At 36.0% G+C, this 16,153-nt stretch carries 16 protein-coding genes; 3 read left to right on the top strand and 13 right to left on the bottom strand.

Annotated features, from left to right (window positions below; all coding sequences use genetic code 11):
* Positions 1 to 141: 141 nt before the first annotated feature.
* Positions 142 to 1,329, top strand: a complete 1,188-nt coding sequence (locus C8N37_RS08480) for a class I SAM-dependent rRNA methyltransferase (protein WP_108158522.1) — start codon at positions 142 to 144, stop codon at positions 1,327 to 1,329.
* A 46-nt stretch (positions 1,330 to 1,375) separates the two neighbouring features.
* On the top strand, positions 1,376 to 2,578 hold the full coding sequence (locus C8N37_RS08485; RefSeq protein ID WP_108158523.1) for an MFS transporter: 1,203 nt from the start codon (positions 1,376 to 1,378) through the stop codon (positions 2,576 to 2,578).
* A 51-nt stretch (positions 2,579 to 2,629) separates the two neighbouring features.
* On the opposite strand, the gene C8N37_RS08490 is transcribed toward C8N37_RS08485, so the two are convergent.
* From C8N37_RS08490 to C8N37_RS08540, 11 genes are all read right to left on the bottom strand, one after another.
* On the bottom strand, positions 2,630 to 3,391 hold the full coding sequence (locus C8N37_RS08490; RefSeq protein WP_108158524.1) for an SGNH/GDSL hydrolase family protein: 762 nt from the start codon (positions 3,389 to 3,391) through the stop codon (positions 2,630 to 2,632).
* A gap of 37 nt (positions 3,392 to 3,428) precedes the next feature.
* Positions 3,429 to 4,616 (bottom strand): aspartate aminotransferase family protein, encoded by a 1,188-nt coding sequence (locus C8N37_RS08495; protein ID WP_108158525.1) that lies wholly within the window; start codon positions 4,614 to 4,616, stop codon positions 3,429 to 3,431.
* Positions 4,617 to 4,672: 56 nt separating this feature from the next.
* Positions 4,673 to 5,077 carry a hypothetical protein gene (locus C8N37_RS08500; protein WP_244914372.1) on the bottom strand — a complete coding sequence of 135 codons (405 nt, stop codon included), beginning with the start codon at positions 5,075 to 5,077 and terminating at the stop codon, positions 4,673 to 4,675.
* Positions 5,078 to 5,100: 23 nt separating this feature from the next.
* Positions 5,101 to 5,931: a hypothetical protein gene (locus C8N37_RS08505; RefSeq protein ID WP_108158527.1), complete on the bottom strand. Its 831-nt coding sequence runs from the start codon at positions 5,929 to 5,931 to the stop codon at positions 5,101 to 5,103.
* Between the two features lie 34 nt (positions 5,932 to 5,965).
* Positions 5,966 to 6,511 (bottom strand): RNA polymerase sigma factor, encoded by a 546-nt coding sequence (locus C8N37_RS08510; protein ID WP_108158528.1) that lies wholly within the window; start codon positions 6,509 to 6,511, stop codon positions 5,966 to 5,968.
* 26 nt (positions 6,512 to 6,537) lie between these two features.
* Positions 6,538 to 7,491 carry a transketolase family protein gene (locus tag C8N37_RS08515; protein WP_108158529.1) on the bottom strand — a complete coding sequence of 318 codons (954 nt, stop codon included), beginning with the start codon at positions 7,489 to 7,491 and terminating at the stop codon, positions 6,538 to 6,540.
* Positions 7,492 to 7,605: 114 nt separating this feature from the next.
* Entirely contained in the window at positions 7,606 to 8,454 is an 849-nt protein-coding gene (locus tag C8N37_RS08520) for a transketolase (protein ID WP_108158530.1), read from the bottom strand.
* 359 nt (positions 8,455 to 8,813) lie between these two features.
* A complete protein-coding gene (locus tag C8N37_RS08525; protein WP_108158531.1) occupies positions 8,814 to 9,368 on the bottom strand; it encodes a NifU family protein in 555 nt (184 codons plus the stop codon).
* Positions 9,369 to 9,442: 74 nt separating this feature from the next.
* Positions 9,443 to 10,792, bottom strand: a complete 1,350-nt coding sequence (gene purB, locus C8N37_RS08530; protein ID WP_108158532.1) for an adenylosuccinate lyase — start codon at positions 10,790 to 10,792, stop codon at positions 9,443 to 9,445.
* Positions 10,793 to 10,917: 125 nt separating this feature from the next.
* Positions 10,918 to 11,136, bottom strand: coding sequence for a hypothetical protein (locus tag C8N37_RS08535; RefSeq protein WP_094771375.1), 219 nt, complete (start codon positions 11,134 to 11,136; stop codon positions 10,918 to 10,920).
* A 144-nt stretch (positions 11,137 to 11,280) separates the two neighbouring features.
* A complete protein-coding gene (locus tag C8N37_RS08540) occupies positions 11,281 to 11,505 on the bottom strand; it encodes a PG1828 family lipoprotein (RefSeq protein WP_108158533.1) in 225 nt (74 codons plus the stop codon).
* Positions 11,506 to 11,746: 241 nt separating this feature from the next.
* Here C8N37_RS08540 and C8N37_RS08545 point away from each other — a divergent pair, with 241 nt between their 5' ends.
* Positions 11,747 to 13,096: an acyl-CoA dehydrogenase family protein gene (locus tag C8N37_RS08545; protein ID WP_108158534.1), complete on the top strand. Its 1,350-nt coding sequence runs from the start codon at positions 11,747 to 11,749 to the stop codon at positions 13,094 to 13,096.
* Between the two features lie 354 nt (positions 13,097 to 13,450).
* Here C8N37_RS08545 and C8N37_RS08550 read toward each other — a convergent pair whose 3' ends face one another.
* Together C8N37_RS08550 and C8N37_RS08555 are read right to left on the bottom strand one after the other, a co-directional pair.
* Positions 13,451 to 14,269, bottom strand: coding sequence for a ZIP family metal transporter (locus C8N37_RS08550; RefSeq protein ID WP_108158535.1), 819 nt, complete (start codon positions 14,267 to 14,269; stop codon positions 13,451 to 13,453).
* Positions 14,270 to 14,611: 342 nt separating this feature from the next.
* On the bottom strand, positions 14,612 to 15,805 hold the full coding sequence (locus C8N37_RS08555) for a dicarboxylate/amino acid:cation symporter (RefSeq protein WP_108158536.1): 1,194 nt from the start codon (positions 15,803 to 15,805) through the stop codon (positions 14,612 to 14,614).
* Between the last annotated feature and the right edge of the window lie 348 nt (positions 15,806 to 16,153).

Below are 16,153 nucleotides of genomic sequence, written 5' to 3' on the forward strand. Positions count from 1 at the left end.
TGAAAAGGCTCACTAAAATGAGCCTTTTCAATTTATAATCTCATCATAGATAAAGTCTGGTTTAACTTTTCCTTTTCATCTTATGATAAATTTCGGACACAAGATGTTTCAAATAACTTGAAAACCTGTACTTTTGTTGCGATGAAAAAAATTATTCTGAATAAGGGAAAAGATAAGGCAGCTTGGCAACTTCATCCTTGGGTCTTTTCTGGTGCAATAAAGCGTATAGACGGTGCTCCCGATAATGGGGATGTGGTTACTGTTTTTAATGCTGAAAATGAGTTTATTGCTTTCGGACTTTTTCACGATTCATCTCGTGTAGCTGTTCGTTTATTAGAATGGCACCCTGATCAACAAATCAACGAACACTGGTGGAGAAAACGTATTCAAAAGGCTGTTGAAGCACGCCGCCATTTATTGATTGAAGGAAAGAATGATACGGCAAGGTTGATCTTTGCGGAAGCAGATTTTGTACCGGGGTTGATTGTGGATAAATATGCTGATTATATTTCGATACAAGTTCATGCTGCTGGTGTTGAAAAAATCAAGGATGTGGTTATAGATGAGCTGAATAAATTATTAAGTCCTAAGGGAATATATGAGCGTTCAGACCTTAAATCCCGTGAACATGAGGGATTGCCCGATACAAATGGTTTACTTTTTGGTGAACTCCCTCCTGAATTTGTAGAGATTATTGAAAATGGTATCCGCTATCAGGTCAATATTATAGATGGACAAAAATCAGGTTTCTATTGTGATCAACGAGAGAATAGGGCGTTGACAGCTCAATATGTGAAAGGCAAAAAGGTCTTGGATTGCTTTTGTTATTCTGGAGGTTTTACATTAAATGCTTTTCATGAAGGGGCGGCAAGTGTTACTTCTGTAGACAGCTCCGCTTTAGCAATCGAAACATTGAGACGCAATATACTGTTAAATGGCTATAATGAAGAGAACCATATCGCGATCCAGTCGGATGTGAATAAGCAGTTGAAAGTTTTTGCTGAAGAGCAACAAAAATTTGATGTCATTGTATTAGATCCACCGAAATATGCACCTTCACGGTCTTCACTGGAACGTGCATCACGTGCCTATAAAGATCTGAATAGGAGAGGTTTGTTGCTTTTGGAATCAGGAGGTTTATTGGCCACTTTTTCTTGTTCTTCAGCCATGGATATTGATACTTTTAAACAAGTGTTGGCATGGGCAGCTTTGGATGCAGGCAAAGAAATACAATTCATCAGACAATTTCATCAACCCGATGACCATCCGGTGAGAGCATCATTCCCAGAGGGTGAGTATTTAAAGGGACTATTAGTAAGAGTTATTTAAAAAAAACAAAAGAGGTTTCTACTATGAGGAACCTCTTTTTTACGTTATGGAAGTATCAAATAATAAGATCAGACCCGAGTTTTCTATTTTACTCGCAGTTAGTTTTGCACATTTATTAAATGACCTGATTCAGGGAGTCATCCCGTCAGTTTATCCGTTATTGAAAGAAGAACATCAGTTGAGTTTTTCACAAATTGGTATGATCACTTTTGTGTATCAAATCGCAGCATCGATTTTCCAACCTGTCGTTGGTTCTTTTACGGATAAAAAGCCGATTCCTTATTCCCAAATTATTGGTATGACTTTTTCGATTTCGGGCATGGCTTTATTTGCCTATGCACCTAGTTACGCACTGATCTTATGTGCTGTATTTTTAGTTGGAATAGGATCATCTATATTTCATCCTGAATCATCACGTGTAGCTTATATGGCATCAGGGGGTAAACGGAGTATGGCGCAGTCTATTTTTCAGATAGGGGGCAATGCAGGAACAGCATTAGCACCTATTATCGTTGCTTATTTGGTTTTACCAAAAGGGCAATCTTCTATTGCTTGGTTTTGTGCGATTGGACTTATCGGTCAGGTTGTTTCGTTTTACATTGGGAACTGGTATAGTAGGAGGCTAAAAAATAGAGCAAAAAATGCTTTAAATGCTATAAAAATACCTGATCTCTCGGAAACCCGAGTGCTGACGACTGTTATTATATTGATGTTATTAATTATTTCTAAGTATTTTTATATCGCTAGTATTACCAATTACTTTCAGTTTTATACCATGGAAAAGTTCGGTATAACAGAAATTCAAGCACAGGTATATTTATTTTACTTCTTAATTGCTGTCGCAGCTGGAACTTTATTAGGTGGTTTATTTGGAGATCGTTTTGGAAGAAAATACGTGATATGGTTTTCCGTATTAGGAGTAGCACCATTTTCTTTACTGCTGCCTTATGTTGATTATACCATGACAGGGGTTTTAGTTGTGATCATTGGTTTAATTTTGTCTTCTGCTTTTCCTGCCATTATTGTGTATGCCCAAGAGCTGTTGCCCAAGAAATTAGGTATGGTATCTGGATTGTTCTATGGTTTTGCTTTTGGTATGGGAGGTTTAGGTTCTGCATTATTAGGATGGCAGGCTGATCATACATCGATTGAGTTTATTTATCATATCTGTTCTTATTTGCCTTTGATAGGTGTAGTTGCCTATTTCTTGCCCAATCTGCAAAAGACTCCATATAGAGAAGTTTTGTAAATCAGCTTAGCAGTATATAAAATAAATAAAGCGCTCTATGGAGCGCTTTATTTATTTTATAACATCAAGCCACCCCTTCGCCATTAGACTAGCGCCTGCCAATGAAGTATGGACACCGTCTGTTGTCCAATAAGATCCGGAAGCTTTAAGCTGTGCCTGATCAAAAATCGATTGGTAAGAAATTAGTGCCGCATCAAATTCTTTGGAAATCTCAACACAAGCATTTTGATAAGCTAAGAAGTCCGGATACCAATCGTCTGTGACATGTTTTACATTCTTTACTCCAAATGGTTCCCCAATGATCAATTTCACCTGAGGTAATTTGGATAGTGTTTGTTGCAATAGATCTTGATATTGTTTTTTAAACTGTTCAGGTGTATTTGTTGCTCCACTATCTTTTGTTCTCCAAAAATCGTTTACACCAATCAGGATACTTAAAATAGTAGGTTGAAGATCTAGGGTATCTTGTTGCCATCTATTTTGCAAGTCAGGTACTCGGTTGCCACTGATACCGCGATTGTATATTTTTAGATTTTTGTCCGCATATTTTTCAAGCAGATTTGCAGCAGCAAGATTGACATAGCCTGATCCTAGAGCTCCATTATCATTCACATTTTTATTATTTCGATCTCGACCATTATCGGTGATCGAGTCTCCCTGAAACAGGATAATATCGTTCTGATTTATACTAATCTTTTTCGATTTCTTTAAACTGACCATACTTTCAGCCTGAGCAGAAAATAAATTAGCGTTAGTTAGTAAAGCAGCGCCAACAATACTTTTTGTAATAAATGATCTCCGATTTGTTTTCATATTTGGTTATACATTGATAGACTAAATATAAAAAAAACTAACCATACTTTTCTATGCCAGCAAGGATAATTTTACATGCCTTCTCAATTTCTTCATTTGAAATGGTCAATGGGGGAGCGACACGCAACGCTGTTTCACAGTGTAGATACCAATCAATCATGATTCCTTGTTGTGCACAATAATTGCTGACATTATATACCTGTTCAAAGTTTTCAAGCTGCAGGCACATCATTAATCCTTTACCTCTAATTTCTTTAATTTTAGGATGTTGTAATAGGTTTCTAAATAATTGTTCCTTTTCAGCTACTTGTTCCACTAATTGATTTTCTAGGATGACTTCTAAAGAAGCTTTTGCTGCAGCACAACTTACAGGGTGTCCACCAAATGTTGTAATATGGCCCAGCATAGGATTATCTTTGATCACATCCATCACCTGCTTAGCCGCTACAAATGCACCAAGTGGCATGCCCCCGCCAATACCCTTAGCAAGCATTAAAATATCAGGAACTATACCATAGTGTTCAAAAGCAAATAATCTGCCGGTTCTACCAAAGCCAGTTTGGATTTCATCGAATACCAGTAGTGCCCCTGTTTCATCACAACGTTTACGTAAAGCCTGCATATAGGCAACATCGGGCACACGTACTCCAGCTTCTCCCTGAATGGCTTCAATAATGACTGCTGCAGTTTTAGGTGTAATGTGCGCTAGGTCTGCGATATCATTGAAGGTTATGAATTCAATCTCCGGCAGTAGTGGTGCATAAGCCGTATGGTACTCCTCATTACCGATAAGACTTAAGGCTCCTTGTGTACTCCCATGGTAAGCTTTTTTTGCAGCGATGATTTGTCTTCTACCCGTAAAACGCTTTGCGACCTTCATACTTCCTTCAACAGCTTCAGCTCCTGAATTTGTAAAATAAACAGATTCAAAGTGTTTTGGAAGCACGGCTAATAAATCGCTTGCAAATTCAACTTGTGGGGCTTGTACAAATTCACCATATACAGTAACATGTAGGTACTTCTCCAGTTGTTGTTGGATCGCTTGGATTACCTTAGGATTTCTATGTCCGATATTACTGACATTGAAACCAGACACCAAGTCCATATATTCTTCACCATTCGGTCCATATAAATAAACTCCTTCTGCTTTAGCTATTTCAATCATTCTAGGTGAATTAGAAGTCTGTGCGGTATTGAGCAGAAAAAGTTGGCGATTATTTAGCATCTTATGATTTGTTTAAAAAAAAGAAGAAGTCTTTTGGACTTCTTCTCATATGCGTATTAATTATTGTTTTTTCGATTATTGAGAGATTTGATCAAATATTCTCGAAACTCCTGTTCAACTTGAAAAAATTGAGAGGAACGTGATGCTCCAATAACTTTAGAAAATTTCTCACGATAATTTTTCTTGATCTCCAATTCTTTGGCATCATAAGCGATGACATCTCGAGACCCTCCTCTTAGATTATTTCGGGAAGGACTGTTTCCCGTTTTAGCTTTTTTAACACTCCACATCTCCTTGGAGTATTCATTATAAATAGGGAAAAAATCTTGAGCTTCTTTGCGTGATAAATTTAGCTCTCTTGTGATAAAAGCAATTTTTTCATTTTCAATGATTTGAAAACGTTCATTGTCCTGTGCATAAGTAGTTGATAAACCTATGATACAGAAACAAAATATGATCATTATATTCTTAATTTTCGACATCATTATAACGTATATTTAAGATAATCCTCAATATCTTCGTCCTTAACTTTACTATTTGTTCCTACTATATCTTCATCGTCGATATATTTAGCAACATAGAGTAGATCGTCACTATTTCCTGTTTGTGCCAAGTAATTAATAATTTCCTGATCAGAAACATGACTCAGGTTTTTTTGTTCATCTTGAACGTTGTTATTTTGTATTCCAAAGTAACTACCTATACCTAAAACGGCTACCAGAGATGCAGCGACAGCATATTTGTTCCAAGATATTCTTCTTTTTATAGAACGAATAGGGGTTTTAACAGGAGTGTTTGAAGCCAAGTCTGCATGAATCGTTTTAGTAATTGTAGCATTTAATGCTTCAAAATAGCCCTTAGGAGTTTCAAAGCCATCTACATGAACTAATTGCTTTAAATTGTCCGTAATTATTTTTGCGGATATTTGATCATTAAATTCATTGAAATATAAAGACGGGGTTTCAAATCCATCTTGAGTCACTTTAGATTTTAATTTATCTTCCGTTACTTTTATTAGTATATCATTTTGCAAAGAAGAGAAGTAATCATCTGGATAACTGAAACCATCGGTTTTAATCTGATCTTTTAGTTTTTCTTCAGCTACTTTACTTAATATATTTTGTTGAAGTTTTTCAAAATAGCCAACGGGTACATCTAGATTTTTTTTCTGTAAGGATTCCAATTTGACTTGAGAAATTAAAGATTCATTTAAATGGTTAAAGTAATCTTTAGGTACGTCAAAAGGATTTACACGTAATGAATCGGGTAGATTATTAGCTTCCATTCCCTCATGATATGTGTTATTTTCCTTCATAGTAAATCATTAGAGTATCTAAATCAAAAAAGGTTTAATCGTTGTTATGAAAAAAAGCTTCTATTTTTTTTACCGCTAAATGATAGGATGCTTTTAAAGCTCCCACACTTGTTCCTAATACTTGTGAGATCTCATCATATTTCATATCATCAAAGTATTTCATGTTAAAAACAAGTTTTTGTTTTTCTGGTAATGTTAATAAAGCTTGTTGCAATTTCATTTGCGCTTTATCACCACTAAAGTAACTACCACTTGATAAAGAGTCGGCTAAATAAGCAGAACTATCGTCATCCAACGATACGTTCTGCTTCAGTTTTTTCTTATTCAAGAATGTGATACATTCATTGGTTGCGATGCGGTAAAGCCAAGTATACAATTGGGAATCCTCTCGGAAGTTTGCCAAATTGCGCCATACTTTGATAAATATGTCTTGAACAACATCATCCGCATCATCATGATCAATGACCATTCTTCTCACATGCCAATATATTTTTTGCTGATATTTGGTCAGCAGATGATTAAATGCTTCTTCACGCGTACTTTCGTTAGCAAATTTTGAAATAATTAAACCATCTTCCATATAGTGACGTTGTGATCTTTATTTTTTTATTTTCTGTTAATAACACGTTGTGCGGCAGCAACAATGGCAGCAGCATTCAAACCATATTTTTCCATTAATTGAGCAGGCGTACCGGATTCACCGAAGCTATCATCAACTGCTACAAATTCTTGTGGACTTGGTAAATTTTTCGTTAAAACTTGAGCAACACTATCACCCAAACCGCCCAAACGATTGTGTTCTTCAGCCGTTACTACACATTTTGTTTTAGCAACAGATTTTAAGATAGCCTCTTCGTCCAAAGGTTTAATGGTGTGTATATTGATGATTTCAGCATCAATGCCCAATTCAGCTAATTGCTCACCAGCTTGAATCGCTTCCCATACTAAATGACCTGTCGCAATAATTGTTACGTCAGTTCCTTCGTTTAATGTCACTGCTTTCCCGATTACAAACTCTTGATCAGCAGGAGTGAAGTTAGGAACAACAGGACGTCCGAAACGTAAGTAAACGGGACCTTCAAATTTTGCAGCGGCAATTGTAGCAGCTTTAGTTTGATTGAAATCACAAGGGTTGATCACTGTCATTCCAGGTAACATTTTCATCAAACCAATGTCTTCTAAGATTTGGTGTGTAGCACCATCTTCACCTAAAGTTAATCCTGCATGTGAAGCTGCTATTTTTACGTTTTTGTCAGAATAAGCGATCGATTGACGGATTTGATCGTAAACACGACCTGTTGAAAAGTTAGCAAAAGTACCTGTAAAAGGAATTTTACCACCAATTGTCAAACCAGCAGCAATTCCCATCATGTTTGCTTCAGCAATACCAATTTGGAAAAAACGTTCTGGGAATTCATTTATAAAATCGTTCATTTTTAATGAACCGATTAAATCAGCACATAAAGCAACAACATTTTCGTTTTGTTTACCTGCTTCTAATAATCCAGCACCAAATCCTGAACGGGTATCTTTTGATTCTGTGAAAGTATATTTTTTCATTTTTTACTAGTATGGAGTAGTTAGTATGGAGTAGCTAGTATTTAGATCTGTTCAAATGACGTTTATCGGTCAACTTCTAAATACTAATGTCTTAAATACTAATATCTAATATAATTAATAATCGCCCAAAGTTTCTGTTAATTGACCTAAAGCAGAAGCTAATTGATCATTGTTTGGAGCAACACCGTGCCACTTGTGAGATCCCATCATGAAATCAACACCATTACCCATTTCAGTATGTAATAATATCACGACTGGTTTACCTTTTCCGGTGTGGGATTTTGCTTCTTCAATTCCAGCAACTACAGCAGCCATATCATTACCTTTTGCTACTTCTAATACATCCCATCCAAAAGCTTCCCATTTCGCGCGAAGATTTCCGAGTGAAAGTACTTGATCTGTAGAACCATCAATTTGAGCGCCATTATAATCAACCGCAGCAATTAGATTGTCTACTTTATTATGAGGAGCATACATTGCAGCTTCCCATACTTGACCTTCTTGCAATTCACCATCACCCATTAAAACATATACCAAATTGGTATCTTTGTTTAATTTTTTAGCTTGAGCGGCACCAATTGCAGCAGAAAGTCCTTGACCTAAAGATCCAGAAGCAATACGAATACCAGGAAGGCCTTCGTGAGTAGTCGGGTGTCCTTGAAGACGAGAATTGATTTTTCTGAAAGTTGCTAATTCACTAACTTCAAAGTATCCTGCACGAGCAAGTGTACTGTAGAAGACAGGCGAAATGTGACCATTTGATAAGAAAAATAAATCTTCTCCGATGCCATCCATATGGAAAGATGGATTACGTTTCATCGCATTGAAATAAAGAGCAACTAAGTAGTCCGTACAACCTAATGATCCACCTGGGTGGCCAGATTGACAAGCATGTACCATGCGTACGATGTCACGTCTTACTTGTGATGCAATTTGTTCTAGTTTATTGATATCTGCACTCATTTTAATATATTGATTTCACAATTAGCCGTAAAGTTAGTCATTTTTAATAGAGTAGGGGTTATAAATTGTAAATTTTAGGGACAAAATAGCTATTCAAATAACTTGCTTCATACTGTGGTCATGAGAATAGCTATTTTTTCTGAGGGCATGCTTTGAGAAAGTACTCCAAAGACATCTCAATAGGAGTAATGTGAATAGCTATTAGTCTGATTGATTGATCAGTATAGTTGTACTTGTTCATATTAAAGCGGCAATTATTTAGGGTTTATAGCGAGCTCAATAACATCTGTATAGCAGATTCGAATGTATAAAAAAAGCCGTTCACTGTGGAACGGCTTTTGCTTCATATCGTTTTATCCTTACATGGATTCAGCGACAACTTCTTCAACTTCTGGGACCATACGTTTAAGCAAACCTTCTATACCAGATTTTAAGGTAATACTTGAAGAAGGGCAACCACTACATGAGCCACGCAATTCTACCGTTACAACTCCACTATCAAATGATTTGTAAGCAATAGCACCACCATCTTGCTCTACAGCAGGGCGCACATAATCATGTAATACCTGTTGGATCTTAATTTCGATATCTGATCCTTCAAAAGTGACATCTTCCGTATGTTCAATTGGTTTTACAGCAAGTTCAGATTCTATAGCACCTTTTATGAAGTCTTTTAATAGCGCTTCGATATCCGTCCACTCAGCATCATCACTTTTTGTAATGGTCACAAAATTACTTGCAAAGAATACGCCGTTTACAAAGTTGAATTTAAATAATTCCTTTGCGAAAGCAGATTCTTGTGCTTTATCCTTATCCGGATAATCCAAACTACCGTTGATCAATAATTTATTGACCAAAAATTTCATCGTAGATGGATTCGGAGTGGATTCTGTATATACGTTAATTGTTGCCATATTAATCAGTGTCTATTTCAAATAACAAATATAAGCTAAATATCAGATGATGTTAGTCATTAAAGCGTAAAAGCTTATAGACTTACGCCAGTATAATTAGTAGGGCTGATTGATTTTAATTCTGCCTTTACTTGGTCTGTGACCTTTAAGTTGTCCACAAATTCTGCAATTGTTACTGCTGTTACATGTGTATTAGTTCGCGTCAAATCTTTCAAAGCCTCATAAGGTTTTGGATATCCTTCTCTTCTCAACACTGTTTGTATCGCTTCAGCAACGACTGCCCAATTATTGTTTAGATCCGCTTGTAAAGCCGTTTCATTTAAAATCAATTTGCGTAAACCTCTTAGTGTAGATTTTATTGCGATTAACGTATGCGCAAATGGAACACCAATATTTCGCAATACGGTTGAGTCCGTTAGATCACGTTGTAAGCGAGAGATCGGCAATTTTGCAGCTAAATGTTCAAATAGTGCATTTGCAATTCCTAAGTTTCCTTCAGCATTTTCGAAATCAATAGGATTTACTTTATGTGGCATTGCTGAAGATCCAATTTGACCAGCAGTAATTTTTTGCTTAAAATATTCCATGGATACATAGGTCCAAATATCGCGACACAAATCGATCAGAATTGTATTAATACGTTTGAATGCATCACAACTTGCAGCAAAATTGTCATAATGTTCAATTTGAGTGGTAGTTTGCGAACGGCTCAAACCTAGTGATTCATTGACAAATTTATTTCCAAATGCTACCCAGTCTGTTTGTGGATATGCGACATGGTGCGCATTAAAATTACCCGTTGCTCCACCAAATTTAGCCGAGTAAGGCACTGCTTTCAGTTGCTCAAACTGACGTTCAATACGTTCTACAAAAACTTTGATTTCTTTACCTAGGCGAGTTGGGGAAGCTGGTTGACCGTGTGTGCGTGCCAACATGGATACGTTTGACCAATCTGTAGACAATTGTGTTAATTCTTGAATCAATTCTTCAATCGCAGGTGTGTAAACATGTGCAATTGCATCTTTCCATGAATAAGGGATGGCTGTGTTATTGATATCTTGTGAAGTTAATCCGAAGTGGATAAATTCCAAAGAATCATGTAATCCTAATTTCTCAAATTTATCTTTCAAGAAGTATTCTACTGCTTTTACATCATGGTTAGTTACTTTTTCAGTATTTTTAATCCATGTAGCATCTTCTTCTGTAAAATTTCTATAAAGGTCGCGTAATTTTTCATTTAACGAACCATCAAAATGACTTAATTGTTCAATTCCTGATTCAGAAAGTGCGATGAAATATTCAACTTCTACTAAAACTCGATATTTGATTAAGGCAAATTCTGAAAAATAAGCCCCTAATTCTTGAGTTGCGTTATGATAACGACCGTCTACTGGAGATACGGCGGTAAGTGATGATAAGGCCATAATACGTTTTTGTTTGTGCAAAGGTAAAAAAATGAGGGGAGCTTATCAATTTAAATCAGAGGTATATAACAAAAAAAGCTCCAACAAGTGGAGCTTTTAATATTTTTAAAATCAGTTCCCTGAAATTAGTGAGCAGCTTTTGCTGAATCAATAGCAACTTTAGCTGAATCAACTACAGTTTTAGCTGAATCGATAGCTGTGTTAGCTGAATCAATTACAGTGTTAGCTGAATCGATAGCTAATGAATCAGAAGTAGTTTCTGATTTGTTAGCAGTACCATTACAAGAAGCGAAAGCTACAGTTAAAGCTAATCCTAAGAAAGCGAATTTGAATGAATTTTTCATTTTGATGTTATTAAATTTTATTAAATTTTTTTATTCATAGGTTTATACCTTAAATATGAAAAGGTAACCCATTTATTTTTATTTTTTTTAAAAGAAAGCTTACATCACTAAAATGTAAGCTTTTATGTTGTCAACAGTACTAAATTATTTTTTAGTAACAGCAGAATCAACTTTCGCAGCAGCAGAATCAACTTTTGCAGCAGCAGAGTCAACTTTGTTAGCAGCTGAATCTAATACAGTAGCAGCAGAATCAACTAAAGCAGCAGCTGAATCAGCAGCAGCGTTAGTTTTAGTTTCAGCACCACCACAAGAAGCGAAAGCTACAGTTAAAGCTAATCCTAAGAAAGCGAATTTGAATGAATTTTTCATTTTGATTTTTCTAAATTAATGGAAACAAAATTGTTATTTAAACATTAATACTTAGAATGTTAAAAGGTAACCTTCAAAATCAATTATTTTTTTATTTAATATTTAAATGCTGATTATCAGTTGTTTAAATTTTATTATTTTTAAAATTTATCTCCCTATTTTCTGTTTAAAGAACTTTTTATTTTAAATAGCGTATATTGAAAAGGCAAATTGTTGATCGTTAATTTTAAAGAAGGAGACTATGTTTGATAAAATGAAAAATATGATAGACCTCTTAAAGGTCGTTGATTTAGAAAAACTGAATGAGATTTCTCAAAAAATTGATTTGGGTCAGGTATTGAATGCGGTATCTAAGATGGATGATAATCAATTGAAGGGAGCGATGAAGCTGCTAACCGCAACAGGTAAGAAAAAAGAGTTACCTCCGATTAATGGAGATTTCTATCATATTGAAGATAAGTTATCGACTGAAGACAGAATCGTACAGTTGAAAGTTCGTGATTTCATGGAGAAGGAAATCAGCCCTATTGTTAATAATTATTGGTTGAGAGATGAATTTCCGTTTGAAATTATTGAAAAGTTTGCAGCATTAAATATTTGCGGATATACCTATAATGGGTATGGTTGTGCAGGAGGGAGTTCTTTAATGGAGGGGGTGATTGCTGCAGAGATTGCACGAGTAGATGCGTCGATAGCGACATTTTTCGGTGTGCAAAGTGGATTAGCGATGGGATCGATTTATATCTGTGGTTCAGAAGCACAGAAAGAAGAATGGTTGCCGCGTATGCAGCAAATGAAAGTCATCGGTGCTTTTGGTTTAACAGAACCCGAAGTTGGATCAGGTGCAGCCGGAGGATTGACCTGTACTTGTAAAAAAACCGAATCTGGTTGGGTTTTAAATGGCCAAAAGAAGTGGATTGGAAATAGTACTTTTTCTGATATTACTATTATTTGGGCACGAGATCTGGATGATGGACAGGTGAAGGGTTTTATCGTGCGTAAGGAAAATCCAGGTTTTGCCGTAGAAAAGATAAAAGGAAAAATGGCCCTTCGTATTGTTCAGAATGGCTTGATTACGCTGACTGGTTGTCTCGTTCCAGAATCCGACCGATTGCAAAACGCCAATAGTTTCAAAGACACAGCTAAAGTGTTGCAGATGACACGAGCCGGTGTGGCTTGGATGGCGGTAGGCTGTGCGCGGGGAGCTTACGAGAATGCACTTGATTATACCCGGAAGCGTGAACAATTTGGAAAACCGATTGCCTCATTTCAATTGATTCAAAATCATTTGGTCGAAATGCTCTCTAATTTAACGGCAATGCAAACCTTGGTTTATCGTTTATCTGAAATGCAAGATAATGGTGATTTAAAAGATGAACATGCTTCTCTAGCTAAAGTTTTTTGTTCATTAAGAACACGAGATATTGTGTCCAAAGCACGAGAAGTAATGGGCGGAAATGGAATTTTATTAGAATATAATGTTGCACGATTCTTGGCAGATGCTGAAGCGATATATTCTTATGAGGGAACGAAAGAGATTAATTCCCTAATCGTTGGGCGAAGCATAACTGGTTTCAGTGCATTTGTGTAATAGAGTATTTGTATGAAACAAGTCTTTATATGAATAGATATAATAATTTTAATATTTTTTATAAAAGTTGAACTGTACCATGTAAGTGATTGAGTTGGTAAAATGTTGCAGTTTCGATTCTGTTGTTTAATAATAGAAATTCTGAAAGAAATCAGGAATGTTGGTATAGGTGTGCATTCTTGATTAAGAAATCTTGGATATTATTGAACACTTATGTTGTCCCTATTAAATAAAAAAGATCAGGCTGATAAGCTCTGATCTTTTTTGTTGCCAGATGTGCTATTTAATGAGGTCTCCCGAATGATGTTACTTTTCCGTAGGTTGTGTTGATCGTTTATGCATCCTTATGATATTTTATCCCAAGGCTACGTCCAAAGTCATCATTAAAATGAATCCACCTATAAATCCAATTGTTGCAATATCTGAATTTTTATTTTGTTGTGCTTCAGGAATTACCTCTTCTACCACGACAAAAATCATAGCTCCTGCTGCAAATGCTAATGCATAAGGAAGTATAGGTGTAAAAGTAACGACAGCCATTGCCCCCAAGACGCCGGCAATCGGTTCTACAATTGCCGATGCTTGTCCATAGAAAAAACTTTTACGTCTGCTCATGCCCATTCTTCTTAAAGGCATAGCGACAGCAATACCTTCTGGGAAATTTTGCAGACCGATTCCTATTGCCAATATCACTGCGCCTGCAATTGTCGCCTCTGGAACACCTGCAGCAACACTCCCAAAAAGAACACCCACAGCAAGTCCCTCCGGAATATTATGAAGTGTAATGGCTAAAATCATGAGTGTCGTTTTTTGCCATGGGGTCTTTACACCCTCTACTTTTTTAAAATTAATATGGAGATGCGGTAAAACCTTGTCTATGCTAAATAGGAATGCGGCACCAATGAGAAATCCAACGACAGCTGGGACAACTTGTATAAAACCTGTTCCCTCACTCATGTCGATAGCAGGTATCAGGAGACTCCAAACACTTGCAGCTACCATGACCCCGCCCGTAAACCCCAACATGCCGTCCAAAACATTCTTATTCATTTCTTTAAAAAGAAACACAAAGGCAGCTCCTAAAGCAGTGACTAGCCAAGTAAACAATGTTGCATACAGAGCTGCTACAATCGGGTCGATGCTTTCAAGGTAGGAGATAATTGATTCAATCATAATATATACTAATTCTTTATTTTATCCATCTTAAGATCTATTCCTATATTGGTGCGATATCGCTTTAACAAGGCAGAAATCTATTGATTTTGCTGACCATTTTAGTTTAACTATATTTTAAAAGTTCAAGTATCAAAAGTTTAGTCAGTCTTCGATGGTATTTGACAAAAGTAATAAGTTAGATTGAACTAACAAATATATTTCTAACATTTTTGTTAGCTTGTGCTAATAATATTTAATTCAGCTATTATTAGCATGCAATTGGATTATCTTTAAAGTTGTAATTATATTGAATTGATCTTTAAAACATCCATGTCCCACTTTTTGAAAGCGTTATTTTTTTTAAGTAGTTGCTTCCTGTGCTTGGTCTATTTTTTCTTTTTTAAAGATGGCATTTAATACAATTGCTATTGCGCCGTCTCCAGTTACGTTGCAGGCAGTGCCGAAACTATCCATAGCGATATATAAAGCTATCATTAAAGCTTGATTTTCGGCATTGAATCCGAGCATACTGCCAATAATTCCTATGGCAGCCATAATAGCTCCACCTGGTACACCTGGAGCTGCAATCATCGTGACACCCAGCATACAGATAAATCCCATCATCTGTACAAAATCTATAGCAATGCCTTGCATCATCATGAGTGCAAGTACACAAGCAACTATTTTCAGTGTGCTACCTGCAAGATGTATTGTCGCGCATAAAGGGATACTGAAATTGGCTATATCCTCATCAACACCTAGTTTTTTTGCCTGTTTTAGCGTTACGGGAATCGTTGCAGCGGAAGATTGTGTTCCTAAGGCAGTGAAATAAGCAGGTAACATACCGATCAATAATTTGAATGGATTTTGTTTAGAAGCGATACCTGCTATGATAAATTGAATGACAAGTAAAAGAATATGAATGACGAATATAATACCGATGATTTTAATGAAGACATGCAATATCGTGAATACTTTACCGGTATAAGTCATATCGTAAAAAATACCAAGAATAAAAAAGGGGAGTAGCGGGATGATCATTTTTTCAATGATAAAACTAATTACTTTTTCAAAATCAATAAATACTTTTTCTAATGCTGAATTTTCCAATTTTGATAAACCGATGCCAATACAGAATGCAAGCACCAATGCAGACATGACGTCAAATAGCGGTGGAAATTCAATGGTAAAATATGGGCTAAGCGTCTTTGTTGTTTCGGTAATGAGATCGGTATTGATCTGATTTTGGAGCAAAGATGGAAATATGCTCATACTGACCGTATAAGAAAAAAGTCCGGCAAATAAAGTAGACCCGTATGCGATCAGTACAGTCGTTAGTAATAGTTTTCCTGCTGTTTTTCCAAGTTGGGCAATTGATGGGATAATTAATCCAACGATAATTAATGGGATCAAAAATTTCAAAAATTGGTCAAAGAGAAAGTTATATGTTGTCAATATGCGCCCTAGTGATTCGGGGAGATAAAGTCCTAGTAGAATTCCGGAGATAATAGCAATGATTACTTTAAAGAGAAGATTCTCAGTAATTTTTTTCATTTGATTAATGATTATATGGTGCAGTTTACTTTTATAGTATGTAAAATAATATGTGTTTATTGTAAGCTTTCGCAAGCTCAATTGAGCCTGACTTCATTTTAGTTCATCCATTCACCTTGCCTTGATCATAACGGAAAGAAGTAGCATTATTCTTTTTATAGCGGTAAACAAAATAAATGCAACCATATCATATGACTTCTATATCTTATTTTACGGAAATTGTCTTAGCTTTTGTCAGCTATGATGCAGCTGTCAAGTCCGTCTACATGTATATATCTATTCATTTATCCCGTTTTCCTGTCGCAGAAATCAAAGGTGAAGTCACGAAAATAGGAATTTATAATTGAA

Source organism: Sphingobacterium faecium (assembly GCF_003054045.1).
GTDB lineage: Bacteria > Bacteroidota > Bacteroidia > Sphingobacteriales > Sphingobacteriaceae > Sphingobacterium > Sphingobacterium faecium.